The 20,751-nt window shown below is 60.9% G+C and carries 15 protein-coding genes and 2 pseudogenes; 4 read left to right on the top strand and 13 right to left on the bottom strand.

The features are described 5' to 3' along the window. Nucleotides 1-27: 27 nt before the first annotated feature. From smc to HMPREF2935_RS12010, 6 genes are read right to left on the bottom strand one after another with little or no spacing between them, the layout of a single operon-like run. Nucleotides 28-3,582, bottom strand: coding sequence for a chromosome segregation protein SMC (smc, locus tag HMPREF2935_RS11985; RefSeq protein ID WP_070733365.1), 3,555 nt, complete (start codon nt 3,580-3,582; stop codon nt 28-30). 26 nt (nt 3,583-3,608) lie between these two features. Further along, on the bottom strand, nt 3,609-3,887 hold the full coding sequence (locus HMPREF2935_RS11990; protein WP_070733367.1) for an acylphosphatase: 279 nt from the start codon (nt 3,885-3,887) through the stop codon (nt 3,609-3,611). Beyond that, nucleotides 3,888-5,405 (bottom strand): alanine/glycine:cation symporter family protein, encoded by a 1,518-nt coding sequence (locus HMPREF2935_RS11995; RefSeq protein WP_070733371.1) that lies wholly within the window; start codon nt 5,403-5,405, stop codon nt 3,888-3,890. A 37-nt stretch (nt 5,406-5,442) separates the two neighbouring features. Then, on the bottom strand, nt 5,443-6,264 hold the full coding sequence (gene mutM / locus HMPREF2935_RS12000) for a bifunctional DNA-formamidopyrimidine glycosylase/DNA-(apurinic or apyrimidinic site) lyase (RefSeq protein ID WP_070733373.1): 822 nt from the start codon (nt 6,262-6,264) through the stop codon (nt 5,443-5,445). After that, a complete protein-coding gene (rnc, locus tag HMPREF2935_RS12005; RefSeq protein WP_070433275.1) occupies nt 6,264-7,034 on the bottom strand; it encodes a ribonuclease III in 771 nt (256 codons plus the stop codon). The genes mutM and rnc overlap by 1 nt, the downstream gene beginning before the upstream one ends. Further along, nucleotides 7,031-7,585, bottom strand: a complete 555-nt coding sequence (locus HMPREF2935_RS12010) for a YceD family protein (RefSeq protein WP_235591055.1) — start codon at nt 7,583-7,585, stop codon at nt 7,031-7,033. The genes rnc and HMPREF2935_RS12010 overlap by 4 nt, the downstream gene beginning before the upstream one ends. A 174-nt stretch (nt 7,586-7,759) precedes the next feature. On the opposite strand from HMPREF2935_RS12010, the gene HMPREF2935_RS12015 reads away from it, so the two are divergent. Then, nucleotides 7,760-8,374: a hypothetical protein gene (locus tag HMPREF2935_RS12015; RefSeq protein ID WP_070733374.1), complete on the top strand. Its 615-nt coding sequence runs from the start codon at nt 7,760-7,762 to the stop codon at nt 8,372-8,374. Nucleotides 8,375-8,434: 60 nt separating this feature from the next. Here the strand turns inward: HMPREF2935_RS12015 and HMPREF2935_RS12020 are convergent, their stop codons facing one another. Then, the gene (locus HMPREF2935_RS12020) at nt 8,435-9,184 is read right to left on the bottom strand and encodes a DivIVA domain-containing protein (RefSeq protein ID WP_070733376.1); all 750 of its coding nucleotides are present in this window, start codon (nt 9,182-9,184) and stop codon (nt 8,435-8,437) included. 93 nt (nt 9,185-9,277) lie between these two features. After that, nucleotides 9,278-10,618 (bottom strand): annotated as a pseudogene (gene gdhA, locus HMPREF2935_RS12025) (NADP-specific glutamate dehydrogenase). 138 nt (nt 10,619-10,756) lie between these two features. Between gdhA and HMPREF2935_RS12030 the strand changes: the two are divergent. Beyond that, nucleotides 10,757-11,877: pseudogene (locus tag HMPREF2935_RS12030) on the top strand (glycerate kinase). Here the strand turns inward: HMPREF2935_RS12030 and HMPREF2935_RS12035 are convergent. Then, nucleotides 11,843-12,241, bottom strand: coding sequence for a hypothetical protein (locus tag HMPREF2935_RS12035; protein ID WP_062044039.1), 399 nt, complete (start codon nt 12,239-12,241; stop codon nt 11,843-11,845). The pseudogene HMPREF2935_RS12030 and the gene HMPREF2935_RS12035 overlap by 35 nt on opposite strands. 36 nt (nt 12,242-12,277) lie before the next feature. On the opposite strand from HMPREF2935_RS12035, the gene HMPREF2935_RS12040 reads away from it, so the two are divergent. Next, entirely contained in the window at nt 12,278-13,480 is a 1,203-nt protein-coding gene (locus tag HMPREF2935_RS12040) for an amidohydrolase (protein ID WP_070733377.1), read from the top strand. 77 nt (nt 13,481-13,557) lie between these two features. Then, on the top strand, nt 13,558-15,945 hold the full coding sequence (locus tag HMPREF2935_RS12045) for a glycogen/starch/alpha-glucan phosphorylase (protein ID WP_070733379.1): 2,388 nt from the start codon (nt 13,558-13,560) through the stop codon (nt 15,943-15,945). 211 nt (nt 15,946-16,156) lie between these two features. Here the strand turns inward: HMPREF2935_RS12045 and HMPREF2935_RS12050 are convergent, their stop codons facing one another. From HMPREF2935_RS12050 to HMPREF2935_RS12065, 4 genes are all read right to left on the bottom strand, one after another. Then, nucleotides 16,157-17,194: an HNH endonuclease signature motif containing protein gene (locus HMPREF2935_RS12050; RefSeq protein ID WP_061923327.1), complete on the bottom strand. Its 1,038-nt coding sequence runs from the start codon at nt 17,192-17,194 to the stop codon at nt 16,157-16,159. A gap of 213 nt (nt 17,195-17,407) precedes the next feature. After that, entirely contained in the window at nt 17,408-18,820 is a 1,413-nt protein-coding gene (pyk, locus tag HMPREF2935_RS12055; RefSeq protein ID WP_070733479.1) for a pyruvate kinase, read from the bottom strand. Between the two features lie 136 nt (nt 18,821-18,956). Then, nucleotides 18,957-19,853 (bottom strand): prolipoprotein diacylglyceryl transferase, encoded by an 897-nt coding sequence (gene lgt, locus HMPREF2935_RS12060; protein WP_061923331.1) that lies wholly within the window; start codon nt 19,851-19,853, stop codon nt 18,957-18,959. Nucleotides 19,854-19,889: 36 nt separating this feature from the next. Next, nucleotides 19,890-20,720, bottom strand: coding sequence for an indole-3-glycerol phosphate synthase TrpC (locus tag HMPREF2935_RS12065; protein ID WP_070733380.1), 831 nt, complete (start codon nt 20,718-20,720; stop codon nt 19,890-19,892). Nucleotides 20,721-20,751 lie beyond the last annotated feature (31 nt).

The following is a 20,751-nucleotide window of genomic DNA, read 5'->3' on the forward strand; positions in this document are numbered from 1 at the left end:
TGCAGCCTGGCACCACTACCCTGCGGATTAACCCTGGGTTTCGGGCCCAGCGTCGGGCTCGGCGGCGTCGCCAAGCGCAGCGCCGCGCGGGGCATCGACGCCCAGGCGTGTGGCATCCTCGGCTGCAGCGGCGGAACCGGGGGCGTCGCCAGCCTGGCTCATACGCTGCGAAATCACGCGCGTGACGCCATCGCCACGCATCGTCACGCCGTAGAGGACGTTAGCCACATCCATCGTCGGCTTCTGGTGCGTGATGACGATAAGCTGCGAATCCTTGCGCAGTTCCTCAAACAGGGCGATGAGGCGTCGCAGGTTGACGTCATCAAGCGCGGCTTCAACCTCGTCCATCACGTAGAACGGGCTCGGGCGCGCACGGAAGATGGCCACCAGCATCGCCAAGGCGGTCAGGGACTTCTCACCACCAGAAAGCAAGGACAGGCGCTTGACTTTCTTGCCCGGCGGGCGCGCCTCAACCTCAATGCCGGTGGCCAGCATGTCATCCGGCTCCGTCAGGATCAGGCGGCCCTCGCCACCCGGGAAGAGGGTCTGGAAGACCTTCGGGAACTCCGCCTCCACGTCGTTCCACGCATCGGTGAAAAGCTGCAGAATCTGTTGATCCACATCCTCAATCACGCCCGTCAAATCCTTGCGCGCCTGAATAACGTCATCGAGCTGCGTAGACAGGAAGGAATAGCGCTCCTCCAGCGCCTTGTACTCCTCCAGCGCCAGCGGGTTGACCTTGCCAAGGGAGTTCAGGTCTTTTTCTGCCTGCTTCAGGCGCGCCTTTTCCGCGCTACGGTCGAAGTCCTCGCCCGGCGTGTAATCGCGCAGCAAGTCAGGGATCGCAATGCCCAACTGGTCCACGATCTTCGCTTCGGTCTCATCCACGCGCACCTGCGCCTGCGAGCGGGCGATTTCGGAATTATTGGCGTTCGCCGTCAGGCGGTCGAGCTTCTGCCGTGTTGCCGAAACCTGCTGTTTGGCCGCTTGCAAGCGCCCGCCTAACACGTTTCGCTGATTGACCAACTCATCGCGCTCAGCGGTGGCGCGCTCCAGGGCCTGGGATGCGCGTCCGGCAAGGTCCGTGGCATGGCCTGCCACCGCTTGAGCTAAAGCGGCCTGCGCTTTACGACGCGCCATCGCCTGCTCATGGCGGGCCTTTGCCTGACGTTCATGCTGCGCTTGGCGACGCAGCGCGTCGCCCTTACCCGCCGCCTGCCCCACCTTGTCTTGGGCGGTGCGCGCCGCGAGCTGGGCCTCCATCTCCATGGCCTTGACCTGCTCCAAAGCGGCCGAAGCAGCATCGCGCTCGTGGGAGGAAGGCTCGCCGTCTTCGACCTCCTCATCGACGCGCGAGAGGCGTTCGCGGGTCTCAGCCAGCTGCTCGCGCACTTCGGCAAGCTTGACCTCAATCTCGGTCGCACGGGCCGCGGCTTTCTCATGCTCAGCCTTGTTGACCTCGTGCTGCTTCAGCAGGCGCTGGTGGTCGCGCTGCCAGGCTTCCACGGTCGTGTCGTGCTCACGCAAGGCCGCCTTTGCCGAGGCCGCCGCGACGCGAGCCTCCTCGGCCGCCATCTTCGCGCCCTCCAGGGTGCCGGAAAGCTCTTCCAACTCCTGCGTGGCAGATTCCAGCTGGCCTTCTGCCTCCGCGATGCGCGCGGTGACCTCGACGGTAGAAGAAGCGCCGGTACCGGCTTCGACCCAGCCCTCGCCCACCAACAGGCCCTCGGCGGTAACCGCGCGCAGGCGCGGATCCTCGCGCACCAGCTCGCGGGCTTGGGCAAGATCGCCAACCAGCGCGACGTCGGAAAGCAGACGCGTCAGCGCCGCCTGCACCTCGGGTGCAAGCTGCATCTCATCCAGCAGCCAGGTCGCACCGCTGGGCAGGTTGGCGTCCAGACGCCAGTCGGAGGCACCCGCGGCAGTGGTGTCCACCAGCGGGGTGCGGGCGGCGGTGCTCAAGGCTGCCACGATATCCTCTGTAACCACGCCCGTTTGCGCCTCCGCGAACGCGCCCAACGCCGCCGCAACGGCCGTGTCATGGGAGGTGGTGATGTATTGCGCCAGCGGCTTAAAGCCCTCGCCCAAGTCGATGTTTTCCGGGGCAGTCTGCGCCAAAGTATCGATGCGCGAACGCAGCGTGTAGACCGCGCGTTCGCGTTCGCGCTGGCCGTCGCGAAGCTGCTCCAGGCGTTTTTCGGCCGCCCCTGACTCACTCGCGGCCCGCACGTGGGCCTCTTCCAGCGGCTCGCGCTCGGCGTTTAAGGCCTCCAACTTATCGGCAACTTCGTCCGCCTCAGCCTGCGCCGTGCGCGTGCGCGCCTTGGTGGACTGCAGCGTCTCCTCCTGGCGCGCGAGCTCCTCCTCTGCCGCGGAGACCTGCCCGGCGAGGTTTTCCTCGGAGGCGATGAGGCGAACCACGCCCTCGCGACGATCCGCAATCGCGCGTAGCTGCGCCATGTGTTCCTTTTCCGCCTCTTCGAAGACGGCGCGGCGTTGCGCCACCTCCTCGCGGATGGACTCCAGACGCTCGGCGGCCTCTTCGGCCTCCATGAGCAGCTCGGCGTGCTCCTCGTCCGCGCGCAGGGCACGGGCCTCGAGCTCTTCTGGGTCTTGGCCTGCATAGGCGACCTGTGCGCCGACGTTTTTCGCGCGCTCTTCCGCAATGCGCTGGGTGGCAGCGATGCGCTCGGACAGCGTCGACAGGTCGAACCACAGCTTCTGCGCGGCCTCGGCCTGCGGATTAACCTCCTCGAGCTGGGCCTCGATTTCCAATTGGACGCCGGTGGCCTCTTCGTGCTGCTCGGTAGCTTCCGCCACCTGCTCGGCGAGCACCTGAGCCTGTTGCTCGGCATCGGCGTACTTCTTGCGGGTTTGCACGACTTGGTCGCCGGCGATGCGCAGGCGGGCATCGCGCAAATCCGCTTGGACGGTGGCCGCGCGCTGGGCGGTTTCGGCCTGACGGGCCAAAGGCTTTAGCTGTTTGCCCAGCTCTTCGGTGAGATCCTGCAGGCGATCCAAGTTGGCCTGCATGCCTGTGAGCTTGCGCTGCGCTTTTTCTTTACGACGCCGGTGTTTGAGCACGCCGGCGGCTTCCTCAATGTAGGCGCGGCGATCTTCTGGGCGCGATTCTAGGATTTCGGAGAGCTTGCCCTGACCGACGATGATGTGCATCTCGCGGCCGATACCGGAGTCAGAAAGCAGCTCCTGGATGTCCATAAGGCGCGCTTTGGCGCCGTTGATTTCATACTCGCTGGCGCCGTCGCGGAACATGCGGCGGGTGACAGAAACCTCGGAGTATTCGATGGGCAGCGCGCCATCGGAGTTGTCGATGGTAAGGGTTACCTCGGCGCGGCCTAGCGCCTTGCGGTCGCCCGCGCCGGCGAAGATGACATCCTGCATCTTGCCGCCGCGCAGGGTCTTGGCGCTGCCCTCGCCCATGACCCACGCCAACGCGTCGACGACGTTCGACTTACCTGAGCCGTTCGGACCAACCACGGCGCAGATGCCGGGCTCGAATTTCAGGTTCGTCGCGGACGCGAAAGACTTGAAGCCTTTGAGCGTGAGCGATTTCAGGTGCATTCGTGAAAGTTTAGCAAGCCTAGGCGCTAGCGTTCGATAAAGCCGCTCTCACCGCGTGGGTCCGACCACTGCTCCACCACGGTGGTTACGGTTCCCGGGCGCTTGGTAGTAGAAGGCTGCTCGCGCAATAACTCGAGCAGGCGCTCGCAGTCCTCGCGCAGGCCTTCGGCAACAACCTGCACGCGCCCGCCCTTTAAGTTCGTGGCGTGGCCCGCAAGACCCAATTCGAGGGCCCGAGAGCGCGTCCACCAGCGGAAGCCAACGCCTTGGACCGTACCGTGCACGAAAGCGGTCAGGCGTTGCATTTAGTACTCCCGTAGATTGGTGCGATCCGACAGGTCATACTTGTGCTGCAAGTGCTTGCGGTCCTCCGGGCTGCGGCGGGTAACCGGGTCAGAGCCGTCCCAGCACTCGACGTTTTTCAGTTCCGGCATCATGTCGCGATGGAAAATCGGGTCCACGCCGTCACGACGCTGTTCGTTGAAGTTCTTCAGCAGCTTGATGGCCACGCCGGACAAAGGAACGATGGCAAGAATATTCAGGAATACCATCGTTGCCGCGCCGGTATCTGCCAGGGCGAAGACCAAAGGCAAAGAGCCCACGGCGCCAAACCATACGAAGAAGAGCACCACGAGGCGGAAGAGGATCAGCAGGCTCTTTTTGCGGGTTAAGTACTCCACGTTGGCCTCTGCCAAGTAGTAGTTGCCCAGAATCGAAGAAAATGCCAGGAAGAATAGGATGAAGCTGACGAAATGGATGCCCCAATCGCCCACCTCAGAAGCCAGTGCAGCCTGTGTCAGGGAAACACCCTCGGCTTCCGCGCCGTAGTTGACGGTAGGCCCCAGCAGGATGATGAAGGCGGTGATAGAACAGACAACTAGCGTGTCGAAATAAACGCCCAAGGTCTGCACCAGCCCCTGTTTGACTGGGTGCGACACGGCGGCGGTAGCTGCGGCGTTCGGCGCGGAGCCCTCGCCGGCCTCATTGGAAAACAGGCCGCGCTGGATTCCCTTCATCATGGCAGTGCCTAGACCGGCGCCGGCGATTTCCTTGAAGCCCAAGGCGTGGCCGATGATGTCACCGATCATGCCCGGGACCTTGTCAAAATTGGCCACGACAACGAAGCCACCGATGAGCAGGTAGGCAATCGCCATAAACGGAACGATGACCTGAGTGATATTCGCAATACGCTGCACACCACCGAAGATGATGAGAGCGGAGATAGCAGCGATAACGCCGCCGATGATAAAGCGGAAGGAGAAGTCGTCACGGCCGAAGGAGAACGCGATGGAATCGGCAATGGCGTTGGTCTGGAATGCGTTGTAGACAAAGCCGAAGGTAAAGGCGATGGCCACAGAGAAGATAGCGGCAAGCGGGCCCCAGCCTAGGCCACGCTTCATGTAATAAGCCGGGCCGCCGCGGTAAGCAGTGCCTTCACGGACCTTCCACACCTGAGCCAGGGTGGACTCGATAAACGCCGTCGCACCGCCCAGGATGGCAATCAGCCACATCCAGAACACGGCACCAGGTCCGCCCACGGAAATAGCCACAGCCACGCCCGCGACGTTGCCGGTGCCCACGCGCGAGGCCGCCGAAATGGTAAAAGCCTTGAAAGCGGAGATTCCGCCGTAGTCCTCATCTTCGTCGCGGCCGACGCCCTTCGGACGTTCCACCACAGCCTTGAACATTTGCGGGACCATGCGCACCTGTACGAGCGCAGTCCTAAAGCCGAAAAATAGTCCCGCAGCAATCAAGATCCACGGGATCAGATAAGTCCATACCGAATCGTTGAACGTTGTCACAGCGTTCTCAATAAATTCCATGTGGAATATTAAACGCTATATATCCCCTATCGATCCATTAATAGGTTTGGCAGCGGGGGCAATAGTGGGTAGATCTGCTGCCCACAACCACCCTTTTTAGCGGCGTCGCACACCTATCGCACGGCTCATCGCCGCGGCCGTAGGCATGCAAAGAGCGGTCGAAGTAACCCGACTCGCCATTGACGTTGACATAAAGCGCATCGAAGCTGGTGCCGCCGACTTTAAGGGCAGCGCGCATGACGGTCGCGGCGGCGTCGACAAGCGCAACTGCGTCGCGTTGGCGCAGCGTGGAGGCCTTCTTTTGGGGCTGTATGCGGGCTAACCAGAGCGCCTCGTCGGCATAAATATTGCCGATTCCCGAGACCACAGTCTGATCCAACAACGCCGTCTTCACCGCCGTTTTCTTCCCCCGCAGCCGCCGCGCCGTGGCAACAAGGTCAAAGTCCGGCTCTAGCGGGTCCCGCGCGATGTGCGCGATCTTCGTCCAGGGGGCCAGCAACCAATATCCAAAGGTGCGCTGGTCCACGAAGTTCAGCTGGACGCCGCCGCTTAACGACGCCGCGATGCGTACATGTTTCGAGTCCGTCTCCCCCACCCGCATTTGGCCGGACATGCCGAGATGTACGAAAAGCACATCGCGGCCGGGATCCGTAAGGTCTTCGTCGACAAATTCCAGCCACATGAACTTGCCGCGCCGTGCCACATTCGCGATTTCGCGGCCGGCTAGGAGCTGTTCCAAGGGGCCATCCTGGCCGCGGTTGGCCCGCGGGTGCAAGACTTTCACGGACTCGAAGCGGCGGCCGGGAAGATAGGCCTCCAGCCCGCGGCGGACGGACTCGACTTCTGGAAGTTCAGGCATTAATTCTCACGGTTAGCGGTGCCCTGGACCAAAAGCGGAGTTTCGCGCAGAGTATCGCACGCCTCTTGCGCCGCCTGCTGCTCGGCCAGCTTCTTGTTGTGGCCAACGCCGTTGCCCACGGTCAGGCCTGCGACGGTAGCCACCGCGGTGAAGGTCTGGTCGTGCTCTGGGCCGGTCGAGGTAGCGGTATAGACCGGCATCGGGGCCTTCAGCTCGGCGCACAGCTCCTGCAGGTTGGTCTTCCAGTCCATGTGGCGGCCGGAGACGACAGCGTTGTCGATCTTCTTCTGGAACAGGCGCAAAATGACATCGCGCGCGACCTCAAAGCCGTGCTGGCGATAAATCGCGCCGAAGATGGCCTCGGTAGTATCCGCCAGAATCGAATCTTTGTCGCGGCCGCCGGTGGACTGCTCGCCCTTGCCCAGCAGGATATGTTGGCCCAGCTCAATCTCGCGAGCGATATCGGAAAGCCCGTATCGCGAGACGATGGAAGCGCGCATCTTCGAAATATCCGATTCCGGACGCGAAGGATACTGCTCGTAGAGCTTCGAAGCCACGGACAGGCCAAGGACAGCGTCGCCTAGAAACTCGAGGCGTTCGTTGTTGGGCAAGTACCCGTTTTCGTTGGCAAAAGAGCGGTGGGTCAGCGCCAGACGCAAGTTTTCATCGGCCAGGTCGATGCCCAATGCCTGCAGCAACGGGCCATGATCGACGGCGCTATAGGCCTGCTTGAGGGCTTCCTCGCCGGTCAGCTTCTTCTTCTTGCTCACAGGAACTTCTCCAGTCCAGACCAACGGATATCGACTTTGTCTTCCTCTTCCCCAGAGACTCCGGTGGAAACACCCTCCGGCATCTCTATGTCGCAGCCTTCCTCGCACACCGGCGCGAAAGGCAAGCTCAGGCCAGCTTCATCGATGACAGTCTGCAGTAAATCGATTTCGTCGTCTACGACCTCAGGAACTTCATCGCCAGAGCCTGCATCCTCATCATCGAGTTCGTCGCCGCTGATGAAAGACTCGTCTGCAGCAAAAACCTGCGAGACCTGCAGATCCAGCTGCGGCTGCAGCGGGCGCAAGCAACGAGCGCATTCGCCGGTGAGAGTGCCGGTAACCGTGGCGTCGACAAGCACGCCCGATCCCAGGGGTGTCAAGGTAGCGTCGACCGTAATCTCGTCGCCTTTTGCAACGGCGATCATCTCGACGCCGATACGTTCGGGCGCAGGGCCCTTCTGCACGCGCTGCTCCGGCATTGCGGCAGCGCCCTGGCCACGCAAGAGCTCGGCCACGTTAAATTTCAGCGGTGATTCCAATACATCTGCCATAACGTCTCTTAGCCTACATTGTGCGGCGCTATCCTTTTAGCAGAGCTTTGCCCACGCTTGCCGACGCCGCCTTTTGCCCGCTATCTGGGTGTTGCCTGAACTGCACCGCACAAGGTCTTATGCACTAAAGGCAGGTGGTTTCCCAATGGCTTAGGGGGCCTTAGTCTGGGGACTATGAATTACGGCACCACTGCACCAAACAGCGAATTAGCCCAGCTTGGATGGGCGTTTTCTCTGCTTTGTGCGCTGCCGGTGGTAGCGCTTGGCGCAATCGCATATCTGCGATACCGCCGCAGCCGCCTACGGCCGGGGATGGCACTGCGCTCCCTGGCCTATCGCGGTCTGGGTTTGGGGTTTGTGATTGGTGCTTTCGTGGCGCTTCCGCTGCCCTTCGACATCACGATGATTGTCGCCTCCGCGCTCTTAGGCCTTGGCACCGCGTGGCTGGCCTGGAATGCGCGCGAAGGACTATCAGGCGTTCTCATGTCCGTTGCTACGGCGCTCGGCGGAATTTTGAGCGTTGTCGCAGGGCAATATTTGGTGGAGGCGCTATTTTCTGTGCGCCTCATCGCGGGTACGCCTATGGAAACGTTTGCATTGATGTGGGGCGTGTTCGGTTTTCCCGCTGCGGTATCGGCGGCGATCGCCGTTGCTACAAAGACGATGGCCCCAGCTGATGAACAGACGGTGTACGACAAACCGTCTGGCCACCAGCAAGGACCATCGTCTCCGCGCCGCAGCCGACCTATGCAAACCCTATGCAAACAGAGTATGCAATCGCCGCGCTAGCGCCCGGGTGCCGGAAGCTCTCGGCGCTTTGACGCATCCGGGCTATAGGTCTTAGCGTTCCTAGCGCTCGGAGCTTTCGGCGCGGTACTCGCCGCGCTCGCCCCGGTCGGTGCGGTACTCGCTGCGCACATCTGCGCGCGGATCGCTTATGCGGGAACGCACGCCCGCGCCGCGGCGCAGCGCTTGACGGTCAGAGTTCACGGTACGCAGCAGGCCGGAAAGAGAGCTTTCAAACTCGCCGAGCTTAGAATCGACAAACTCATCACACTCGGTGCGCAAACGATTCGACTCGGTGTGGGCGGTCTCCACAATGCGCTGCGCCTCATCGTTCGAGCGGCGGACCACCTCGGACTCAGAGACCAAGCGTTCCTGCTCCGCCTGGCCTGCGGCGACGCTGCGCTCGTACTCCTGGTTACCCTGCGCGATGGTGCGGTCCGCATCGGCACGCGCGCTTTCGATCATGGCGCTGGCATCGTCTTCCGCCTGGGCGACCATGGTGGTCGAGCGCTGCTGGGCGTCGGAAAGCATGGCGTCAGAGTCTTCCTGCGCACGCGCCATAATCTCGTCAGACTGCGCGTTTGCATCCGCGACAATCTGCGCAGCGCGTTCCTCCGCGCCAGCCAAGATTTCGTCCTGCTTATCTAGGACATCCTGCGCATCGTCCATTTCGACGGGCAGGGCGTTACGGAGGTCGTCGAGAAGCGCGAGCATCTCGTGGCGCGGGACCATGCAGTTGGCCGTCATGGGAACGGAGTAGGCCTGCTCCAGATTGCGAACAAGTTCATCTAGGGACTCAAATACGCGGTACATGCGCTCAGAGTAACCAAAGAAACTTTTTTCACACGTTTCCCACGCGGCACTTGCAATAAAAATCTAAAGTTCGACTTCAGGCTTTAAGCAGCGCTATACGACGCCCTGCGCCAACATCGCATCAGCCACCTTCTTAAAGCCCGCGATATTCGCGCCCGCGACATAATCGCCTTCCATGTCATACTCCCGCGCGGTGCGGTCGATGTTTTTGAAGATCTTCGACATGATTTCGTGCAATCGTTTGTCGGTGTAGTCAAAAGACCACGAATCGCGCGATGCATTTTGCTGCATCTCCAGCGCAGAGGTGGCCACGCCGCCGGCATTCGCGGCTTTGCCCGGCGCGAATTTAACCTGCGAGCCCACGAAGAAGTGCGTCGCTTCTGCGGTACACGGCATGTTCGCACCTTCGGCGACGTAGCACACGCCATTTTCTGCCAGCAGCCGCGCGGCGTCGACGTCGAGCTCGTTTTGAGTAGCGCACGGCAACGCAACGTCGGCAGGCGTGGCCCAGATATTGCCGCCCTCGTCATATTTCACGCCTGCCTCCTGGGCATATACGCTAATGCGCTCGCGGCGAATCTCCTTGACATCTTTCAGCAGCTCGATGTCAACGCCGTTTGGGGTTTCGACATACCCCGCGGAGTCAGACATCGCTACGACGGTGCCGCCCAACTGTTGGACCTTCTCGGCCGCGTAAATCGCCACGTTTCCGGAACCAGAGACAATGACCTTTGCTCCGCTAAAGGACTCGCCGTGGGTCTTCATCATCTCTGCGGTGAGATAGACCAAGCCGTAGCCGGTGGCCTCGGTGCGCACCAGGGAGCCACCCCAGGACAGCCCCTTGCCCGTCAGCACGCCAGACTCGTGGCGATTTTCCAGCCTGCGGAACTGGCCGAACAGGTAACCAATCTCGCGCCCGCCAACACCGATATCGCCTGCCGGAACATCCTGATATTCACCGATGTAGCGGTGTAATTCCGTCATAAAGGACTGACAAAAGCGCATGATTTCCGCATCCGACTTGCCCTTCGGGTCGAAATCAGAACCGCCCTTACCGCCACCGATGGGCAGGCCGGTCAGCGAGTTTTTAAAAATCTGCTCAAAGCCCAAGAACTTGATGATGCCCAGGTTCACCGAAGGATGGAAACGCAGCCCGCCTTTGTACGGGCCCAGTGCGGAATTGAATTACACACGGAAACCGCGGTTGACGCAAACGTTTCCACGATCATCGGTCCAGGGAACGCGGAAGATGAGCTGGCGCTCGGGTTCGCATAGGCGCTCGACCAGGCCGTAGTCGGCGTAGTGCGGATCCTTGTTCAGGACAATCTTCAGCGAATCCAGTACCTCGGAGAGGGCTTGGTGAAACTCGGGCTCGCCGGCGTTTCGCTTTAAAAGCATGTCGTAGTAGTTGGAAATTTGCTTTTCGATGTGCATCTGGTGCGCCTTTCGCCGGCGAGGGTGCCGAATCGGTGGTTTACAGGACACCAAACAGTTTTCTATCGTGTGACCAAAAGTGCAAGTATCCGCGAGGTAAAACCGCCCACGAATTAGTGGCCACCTATACTTTTCGGCATGCATATCATCGTCGCACCGGACTCTTTCAAAGGGACAGCAAGCGCAATGCAGGCCGCGGCAGCCATCGCTGGCGGTCTGCGCGAGGCCCTTCCCGACGCCACCATCACCACCTGCCCCATGGCCGACGGCGGCGAAGGCACCTCCGAAATCCTCGCCACCGCCGCCAGCCTTTCCGGCGTCGAGGTGCAAACGATTACACTGCCCACTACCGACGCCCGCGGGCGGCTGACCGAAGCCAGCTACTTCCTGGCCGGCGAGCATGCGCTAATCGACGTCGCCTCCGCCACCGGGCTGCCCGCCGTCGCCAATGACCTCGACCCACTGCACTCGGATTCCTACGGCACCGGAGTGCTCATCGTGGACGCCGAAGCCCGCGGCGCTAAGCACATCGTTTTATGTCTTGGCGGCAGCGCGACCATCGACGGCGGAATGGGCATCCTCGCCGCACTTGGTGCTGCGGCACACGACGAGCGCGGCTACGCGCTACCCAAGGGCGGTGCTCCCCTCGTTCGCCTCGACAACATCGACACCGCCCAGCTCAACATCAAGGCCGGTGCCCTTGACTACACCCTGCTCGCCGATACCCGAGCCGTGCCTATCCAGGCCGCTACCATGTACGGCCCACAAAAGGCGTCGAGGGAGAACACATCGCGCTGCTCGCGGGCGCTCTTCTTCGCCTCTGCGAAGTAACCGGCACCGACGAAAACGCCGAATCCTTTGGCGCCGCAGGCGGCATCCCCATCGCTTTGCGCTGGCTTTCGCAAACGCTCTGGGGAAGCGAAGAACACTTCGAAGTAGTCCCCGGCGGCGCGTATGTGGCAGAAAAAATCGGCCTGTCGGCGAAACTCGCCGAGGCAGACCTCGTTGTCACCGGCGAGGGCCGCTTTGATGAGCAATCCCTCACCGGCAAAGTTGTCGGTACCGTCGCCGAGCTAGCCGGCGAAACGCCAGTCGGCGTCATCGCAGGCTCCATCGCATCGCCGCTTCCCCACGGCGCCGTAGGAGTCGAGCTCGACAATGCGCAAGGCGCCGCGAAAGGCGACGTCGTGGAGCAATTGCGCGCCGCCGCCCACGCGCTGGCAGCTAAGGTTGCACCTGTACAGACCACGGAAAAATAGCCGGCCGCTCGTGCGCGACCTCATCTTCCAAAAGCACGTGGTCCTTCGGCAACACCGCGTGCGGGGTGAGAAGTCGCGCGAGCACCATCGTCAGCTGGTTCACGGATCCCTTCACGCCGTCGACCTCAATGTTGTAGCGATAAACGTTGGCATCTTCTAGTTCGCGGTCGAAGTGCTCGTCGCGGTAGGTTTGGCGCAACTGCTCCTCCAAGCCGGCCGGCAAGGTGGGATTTTCCTCGCGGGTTACGCGGGCAGCGGCCAGCGTTTCATTTGCAACCAGCTTTTCGGTGGCGGTGCTAAAGACCTCCGCCACTCGCTCGGCCTGGGCATCCGGCACAAGAACATCAAACTGAATAATTGGCATGTAGGTAACCCTACCCTAACGAAAAGAAGATTAGCTATGGCAGATTCCACCAAAATCGCAAACCTCTTGAAAGACTCCCGCGTAGACCTTAGCTGGCAGCGCGAATTCTACGAGGACCTTCACGCTCACCCTGAGCTCTCCCACGAAGAAGAGCGCACCGCCGGTCGAATCCTTGAGCGCCTGCGCACTTTCGACTGCGAGATTGTCCAGCCCATCGGCGGCTTCGGAGCTGTGGCCATCTTCCGCAACGGTCCCGGCCCCACCGCTCTTTTCCGCGCTGACTTCGACGGGCTGCCCGTGCAAGAGGAAACGGCAGTTGCATACGCCTCCCGCAACGGCAACATGCATGCTTGCGGCCACGACATGCACACTACAGCGCTGCTGGGAGCCTGCGCGCTTCTCGACGCCCACCGCGACGCCTGGTCCGGCACCTTCCTCGCTCTTTTCCAGCCAGCAGAAGAATCTTCCATGGGAGCAAAATATATGCTGGCCGATTCGCTTACTACCCGCGTCCCGAAACCCGACATCTGCCTCGGCCAACACGTTATGCCCGGCAAAGCAGGCGATGTTCTGTCCCGCTCCGGAGCAATCATGGCCGGTTGCGACTCCCTGCGCATCACCATTCACGGACGCTCGGCACATGCCTCGATGCCGCACGCAGCCGTTGACCCGACCTATATCGCCGCCATGGTCATCACGCGTTTGCAAGCGATCGTTGGGCGCGAGGTGGCACCGCATGACTTCTTTGTCATTTCTGTAGGGGAGCTGCATTCAGGCGATAAAAACAACATCATTCCTGAGACCGCCGAGCTGGTGTTGAATACCCGTTATTACAAACCGGACGTCGCCAAGCGTGTGTATGCCTCCCTCGAGCGAATGGTGCGCGCGGAATGCGAAGCCTCCGACGCCCCCAAGCCGCCGGAATTCGAGTACTTTGCCCACGGCGAAGTCACCGACAACGATCCTGCCGCCCACGAAACCGTGCGCGCAGTCTTCGACGCCGTCTTCGGCGCGGCCTCGGGTACAGCCGAACCTTCAACGGCCTCCGAGGACTTTTGTTACCTCCCCCAAGCTTGGGGTGTGCCGTATTATTTCTGGTTTATTGGCTCGACACCCGCGGAACTGGCAGATAACCCACCCGTCAACCACCAAGCGATATTCCTGCCCGATTATGAACCCACCGTGGCATCGAGTACCCAAGCCGCCGCAGCAGCGGTGCTGGCCTACCTCGCAAATTAAGCAAGCGCTTGCGCTCAAGGCCGGATAAGCTGGCACACGGTATTTTCCATTCTCTTAAAGAACCAGATAGGTAATAAATGAGCCAGCCCAAGCACTCTGCTTTTCAGTCCACTGTCCCCGCACACGTGCGCTCCGCTGCCGGGGTTAGCCCTTCTGCTGCCAGCCAGCGCAAATTCTGGTCCGGCTTATCTTCTGCTGTCGTAGCCGAAATCGCTGACAATTGGGAAGCTACCCGCGCTGCCTACTCTGCGACCCGCCAGCAGCACTACTTTTCCGCCGAGTTCCTGCAAGGCCGCGCGCTGCTTAATAACCTCACCAACCTGGACTTGGTCGACGAAGCCAAGGCCGCAGCGAAGGCAGCCGGCCGCGAGCTTTCCGACGTCCTCGAGGCCGAGCACGACGCCGCCCTCGGCAATGGTGGCCTAGGCCGACTCGCTGCTTGCTTCCTCGATTCGGCGGTCACGCAGGACTACCCAGTCACCGGCTACGGCCTGCTCTACCGCTACGGCTTGTTCCGCCAGTCCTTTGACAATGGGCACCAAAAGGAGCAGCCCGACGCATGGATGGAAAACGGTTACGAGTTTGTCATTCGCCGTGCTTCCGATCAGCGTCGTGTGCACTTCGATGACATGGACGTCCGCGCGATTCCCTACGACATGCCGATTACCGGCTACGGCACCGACAACGTCGGCACCCTGCGCCTGTGGAAGTCCGAACCCATCGACGAATTCGACTACGATGCGTTCAACTCACAGCGGTTTACCGACGCCATCGTCGAGCGCGAGCGCGTCATGGACATCTGCCGAGTGCTCTACCCCAACGACACGACCTACGAGGGCAAGGTGCTGCGCGTGCGCCAGCAGTACTTCTTCGTTTCTGCTTCGCTGCAGCAGATGATCGATAACTACATCGCCCACCACGGCGACGACCTGCGCGGATTCGCGAAGTACAACTGCATCCAGCTCAACGACACACACCCAGTGCTGGCGATTCCAGAGCTTTTGCGCCTGCTTCTCGACGACCACGGCTTATCCTGGGACGATGCCTGGCAGGTTGTCACAGAGACTTTTGCTTATACCAACCACACCGTTCTCGCCGAGGCGCTGGAGAGCTGGGAAGTGTCTATTTTCCAGAAGCTGTTTTGGCGCATCTGGCAGTTGGTGGAAGAAATCGACCGTCGTTTCCGGCTGGATATGGAAGCTCGGGGCATCGATTCCCAGCGCATCGAATACATGGCGCCGGTATCCAACGGGCAGGTGCACATGGCGTGGATTGCCTGCTACGCAGCGTTTTCTATCAACGGCGTCGCCGCCCTGCATACGGAGATCATCAAGGCCGACACGCTCTACGAGTGGCATGAATTGTGGCCGGAGAAATTCAACAACAAGACCAACGGTGTCACGCCTCGCCGGTGGCTGAAGATGTGTAACCCGCGCCTGGCGAAACTTCTGACCAAGCAGTCCGGTTCTGATGAGTGGGTCACCGACCTTAACTCACTTGCCTCGCTTACCCAGCTTTCTGAGAACAAGAAGGTTCTGCGCAAGCTCATGGAGGTAAAGCACAAAAACAAAGTCGACTTCGCAGAGTGGATCATGCAGCATCAGGGCGCGGAAGTCGACCCGGATTCTATCTTCGACGTGCAGATCAAGCGCCTGCACGAGTACAAGCGTCAGCTGTTGAATGCGCTTTATATCCTGGACTTGTATTTCCGTATCAAAGAAGACGGCGAGTCCGTGCCGAAGCGTACCTTCATCTTTGGTGCGAAGGCCGCCCCGGGCTATGTCCGTGCTAAGGAGATCATCAAGCTCATCAACTCCATCGCTGAGCTGGTCAATAACGACGAGGACACCCGCGATGTCATTCGCGTTGTGTTCGTGGAAAATTACAACGTCTCCCCTGCCGAGCACATCATCCCGGCCGCCGACATCTCGGAGCAGATTTCGGTGGCGGGTAAGGAAGCATCCGGCACCTCGAACATGAAGTTCATGATGAATGGCGCGCTCACCTTGGGAACGATGGACGGGGCAAACGTCGAAATCGTAGAGGCAGTCGGCGAAGACAACGCGTATATCTTCGGCGCTTCCAACGAGGAGCTGCCAGCGCTGCGAGAGTCTTATAACCCTGGCGAGCTCTACGAATCCGTCTCGGGTTTGAAGCGCGTTCTGGACGCCCTCAACAATGGCACTTTAGGCCACGAGAATTCCGGTATGTTCGGCGACTTGCGCTCCTCGCTTCTCGACGGCCAGGGCATCCACGCCCAAGACACCTACTACGTTCTCGGTGACTTCGACTCTTACCGGAAGACCCGCGACCGCATGGCGCAGGACTACGTCGACGCCCCACTCGACTGGGCCAAGAAGGCATGGCTGAATATCTGCCTTTCCGGCCGCTTCTCCTCTGATCGCACGATTGCCGATTACGCCGCCGAAGTCTGGAAGCTCAACCCCACCCCAATTAGTAAGTAACCACGACCCCACCCCAATTAGTAAGTAACCACGACCAGTAGGCGCTAGGCATTTCACCTAGCGCCTTTTTGGCTTTCCCCGCCCTACGCGGCCCCGCCACTCAACCGCCGCCACTCAACCGCCGCTACTCAACCGCCGCTACTGACACCCCCGCCGTGCAACCCGTGGCTCCGTTTGCACGAGCGACCGGCAGGGGCGGCCCGGCGCAAACCTAGGGTGGCGGGCGGAGGTTGTGTTTTAGAAACAACGGCCTGCCGGTTTTGGGTGAAAGCCAGGCAAGGCGGCCGTCGATAAGCGTGATGCGTCCGCGATGCGCGGGCCCTAGCGGGTCATCCTGGTTGAGCCCGTTGTGATAGGCGCAAAGTGGCACCAAATTTTGGAGGTTGGTGTGCCCGCCGTGGTTCCAGGCTTCAATGTGGTGGATTTGGCAGTCATCGAAAGGCACGGAACATCCCGGCCACACACACTCGCGGAACTTCGCTTTGAGCATGGCACGCTGTTTATCGTTTGCGATGCGCTGGGTTCGGAAAGCATCGACCGGCCCAGCCAGCGGATGCACGAGGACGGCCTCCCCATGCTGGGCCAGCGCGCGCTGAATATACTGCGCGCCAGAGACCACCGCGCCGTTACTCAGCTCAATGGTGACCTCCTCACCCTCACCATTTACGATGCGGTCGAGTTGGTCAAGATAAACAATCGCCGAGGTCGATACTTTAACGGCCCCGCCGCTCGCGTTTCCGGCCACCAACGCGCGAAAACCCTCAAGGGCGCCGTCCGCATGCGAAATGATGGCGCGAAAGTCCTCGATGGTCATCGCCTTATCGGTGATACGGATTGCGCCCAGGCCGTTGGAGTACCGGGTATGCGATACCTGCGGCTGGGGCTGCGGCGGAGTGAGGAGCTCGCGTAGCCGAGCGCGCGCGAGCCCGTCCACGTTATTGGCTGGCACGTGGCACAACTCGACTCTTAGGTCCCACGCGTGATGGTGGTTGCGCACCCGCGCGACGTATTTTTCGATTCGGGCCAGCACGCTCAATCCATGGCCACGGCGCCGCGCGCCGGCGAGCGCACGAGCCTGCTTGCGGGTATACGGCGTCTTGCCAAAATAAGGCTCGGCGAGGCGGATGAGATGGTCGGCGTCATCGGGGCTTGCGCCTAATGCCATGATTTCAGACTTGCTTAGCGCGGCCGCCTCGGCGAGAAGATCCACGCCGCGCGCCCGTGCTTGCAAATACGTCTGAAGGTTCATACCTTTCACGCTAAAAGCACTCACAAGACCGCCACAAGCATCAATTTTTGGTCTGTGGATAACTTCGCCTAAAAGAGGCTAAAACGCGCTTTCCGATGACGCGGCCACAAAGTTATCCACAAAAAGAGGCCTCCCTGCGCAAAAGCAGGAAGGCCACAGGGCTGACGGGCCAGCGATTACCGAGCGCCGGCGAAGCGCGCTCAAGGAGCTCGGTTAGCGGCTTTCACCCAACATGTGGCACTGAATCATGTTGGTGTTGCCCGCAATTCCCGGCGGGGTGCCAGCGATGACGACGATGAGGTCGCCTTCCTTGTAACTATCCATGGCCAGCAGCGAGCGGTCGATGGTAGCCATCATGTCGTCGGTGGAGTCCACGGCATCGCTCAGGAAAGTCTGTGCGCCCCAGGTCAGGGCCAGCTGCGAGCGCACCTCCGGGAACGGGGTAAACGCCAGCAGCGGCAGCTTGGAGTGCAAACGCGCCACGCGCTTTGCGGTATCGCCGGAGGTGGTGAAGGCAACGATTGCCTTCGCATTCAGGCGCTCAGCGATGTCGCGCGCCGAGTACGACACCACTCCGCGCTTGGTGCGCGGAACGTGCGAAAGCGGCGGCACCTGGCCATCGGACTCAGCGTTCTGCACGATACGAGACATAGTGCGCACGACGTTCTGTGGGTCGATGCCCACGGAAGTTTCGCCGGAGAGCATGACGGCGTCGGCGCCATCGAGCACGGCATTGGCCACATCTGATGCTTCCGCGCGGGTCGGGCGCAGGTTGCTGATCATGGAATCCAGCATCTGGGTTGCCACGATGACCGGCTTAGCGTTTTCACGCGCGATTTGGATGGCGCGCTTCTGGAACAGCGGCACCTGCTCGAGCGGCACCTCGACGCCCAGGTCACCACGGGCAATCATGATAGCGTCGAAAGCAAGGACGATGGACTCCAGAGCATCGACCGCCTCCGGCTTCTCCAGCTTCGCGATGACCGGCACGCGACGGCCCTCTTCGTCCATGATGGCGTGGACTAGGTCGACGTCGGCTGGCGAGCGCACGAAGGACAGCGCGATCATGTCGACGCCGAGCTGCAGAGCGAAGCGCAGGTCGGTGATGTCCTTTTCGGATAGAGCCGGCACGGAGATATCCATGCCGGGCAGGGAAACACCCTTGTTGTTGGATACGGGGCCACCTTCAGTGACCTCACAGACGACGTCGTTGCCATCTACTTCTTTACAGACCACGGCGACCTTGCCGTCGTCGATAAGCAGTCGGTCGCCGGCCTTCGCATCCTTCGCGAGGTTCTTGTAGGTGGTGGAAACGCGGTCGTGGGTGCCTTCGACGTCGTCGACGGTGATGCGAACGATTTCACCATCTGCCCACATCTCCTCGCCGTTGATGAAGCGACCCAGGCGAATTTTCGGGCCCTGCAGGTCGGCTAGGATGCCGACGGCGCGGCCAGTTTCATCGGTGGCCTCACGTACCCAGCGATAATTGGCTTCGTGGTCGGTGTGCTCGCCGTGGGACATGTTAAGGCGAGCGACGTCCATGCCCTCTTGCACGAGGCGCAGGATTCCGTCCTTGCTTGCCACAGCGGGACCTAAGGTACAAACGATTTTGGTTCTTCTATCCAACATTAAAAGCCCTATTCACATCGGGAATGCTAACGAAACCCAACCTACCCGCGTTCGCCGGCAACGGCCACTGCCAAAGCCAACAAAACCAGAAATGCCCGCTTAAAAGCGGGCATGAATGGGCAACGTACACTGCTTAGTGTGATTCCTGCGACTCACCGAGCGCTTTCGGCCCGTTACGCGCAGGATCTACCTCAGCGGGAGTCTCCTGCCCGCGCGGAAGCTTGAAAAATACCACCAGCGCCACGATGAAAAGCACTACTGAAACAATGACGTTGATTCGCAGGCCGAAGACCATCGTGGCCTCATCCGAGCGCATATTCTCAACGAAGAAACGACCCAGCGTATACCCCGCCACATAGAGCGCAAACACTCGGCCGTACCCCAGCTTCCACGCCTTTTGCGCCCACAGTAAGAACAAGCACACGGCAACATTCCAGACCAGCTCGTAGAGGAAGGTCGGGTGCACGGACGTTATTACTTCCCCAGTTGAGCGGCCCGAGACCGGCGCATACTCCCCTGCCTCGTTGATGCGGTAGTAAATATCCAGCGCCCACGGAACGTCGGTGGGCCGGCCGTAAAGCTCCTGGTTAAACCAGTTGCCGAGCCGCCCGATGGCTTGGGCAAGGATGAGGCCGGGAGCGACGGCGTCGGCAAACGGCGCCATGGGCACCTTTTTAATCTTGAACATCACCCAAATCGCGAACACGCCGAGCGCCACCGCGCCCCAAATACCGAGGCCGCCGTTGGTGATTTTCAAGGCGTCGGCCGGGTTACAGTCGGCACAGAAATACTTCTGGTGATCCGTAATCACGTGATACAAGCGCCCGCCGACGATGCCCGCCGGGATGATAACGATGGCTGCATCCCACACGACATCGGAATTGCCGCCACGCGCAACGTAGCGGCGCTGCGTCATCCACATCGCCACCAGAATGCCGACAATGATACAAAGTGCGTAAGCACGCAGCGGAAACGGACCTAAATGCCACACGCCCTGCGGCGGGGACGGGATGTTTGCCAGAATTTGCACGCTAGACAGTTTGCCTTATCCGGCGGGACAAAGCCACTAAAGAGACTTCCGCGAAGGGCACGCCGGGTGCTGGCCAGCAGCGACCAAGGAACGCGCCGCGGCGGCGGGGTCTTGGGCCGCCATGATGGCCTCTCCTACCAGCACCGCATCGGCGCCCTGGGAGGCATATCTCAACACGTTACGTGGCGAATTCACTCCGCCGATTGCGATGCGCACGATGGATTCCGGCAGCCCCGGCACAATCTCGGAGAAGGCCTCGCGGTTGATGGCATCCGAGGCCACCGACCATGCGTTAATGGCCACCACGCTGCCACCGGCCTTGATGGCGCGGTCGACTTCATCACAGGTGCGCACCTCTAAAATTGCGGTCATTCCCAGCGATTCAATGCGATCGAGCAGCGCCTCCAACCGCGCTTGCTCCAAGATCTCCACCTGCAGCGGCACCGCATCCGCGCCATAGCAGCGCGCCTCGTGGATCTGGTACGGGTCCACGATGATGTCGCGGCAAATCATCGGGATATCGATCGCCTCGCGGGCCTGGCGCATATCCTCCAAAGAACCGTGGAAGCGCCGCCTGTCGGTCTGGCAGGCCATCAGGTGGACCCCCGTGGCAGCTAGCTGCGCGGCCATCTGCGCCACCGACTCCGGAGAGTCCAGGTGTGCGATTTCGCCGGCATAAGGCACGGCGCGTTTGATTTCGGTAATCACGGAGCAGCCCTGGCGCAACAGCGCAGCGCGGACGTCGCGAGGCTCGCTCATGGAACGCGAGCGCGCTTTGATGTCTTGGAAGGAGACGCGGGCTTCGCGCACGGCGACGTCGTCAAGCACACCTGCTATCAGGTGGTCTACGGCGATCGGAGTGGACATCAGCACCTCCCTCCACAGGGGCGTTTGAGAT

It is taken from the genome of Corynebacterium sp. HMSC076D02 (assembly GCF_001813815.1).
Taxonomy (GTDB): domain Bacteria; phylum Actinomycetota; class Actinomycetes; order Mycobacteriales; family Mycobacteriaceae; genus Corynebacterium; species Corynebacterium simulans.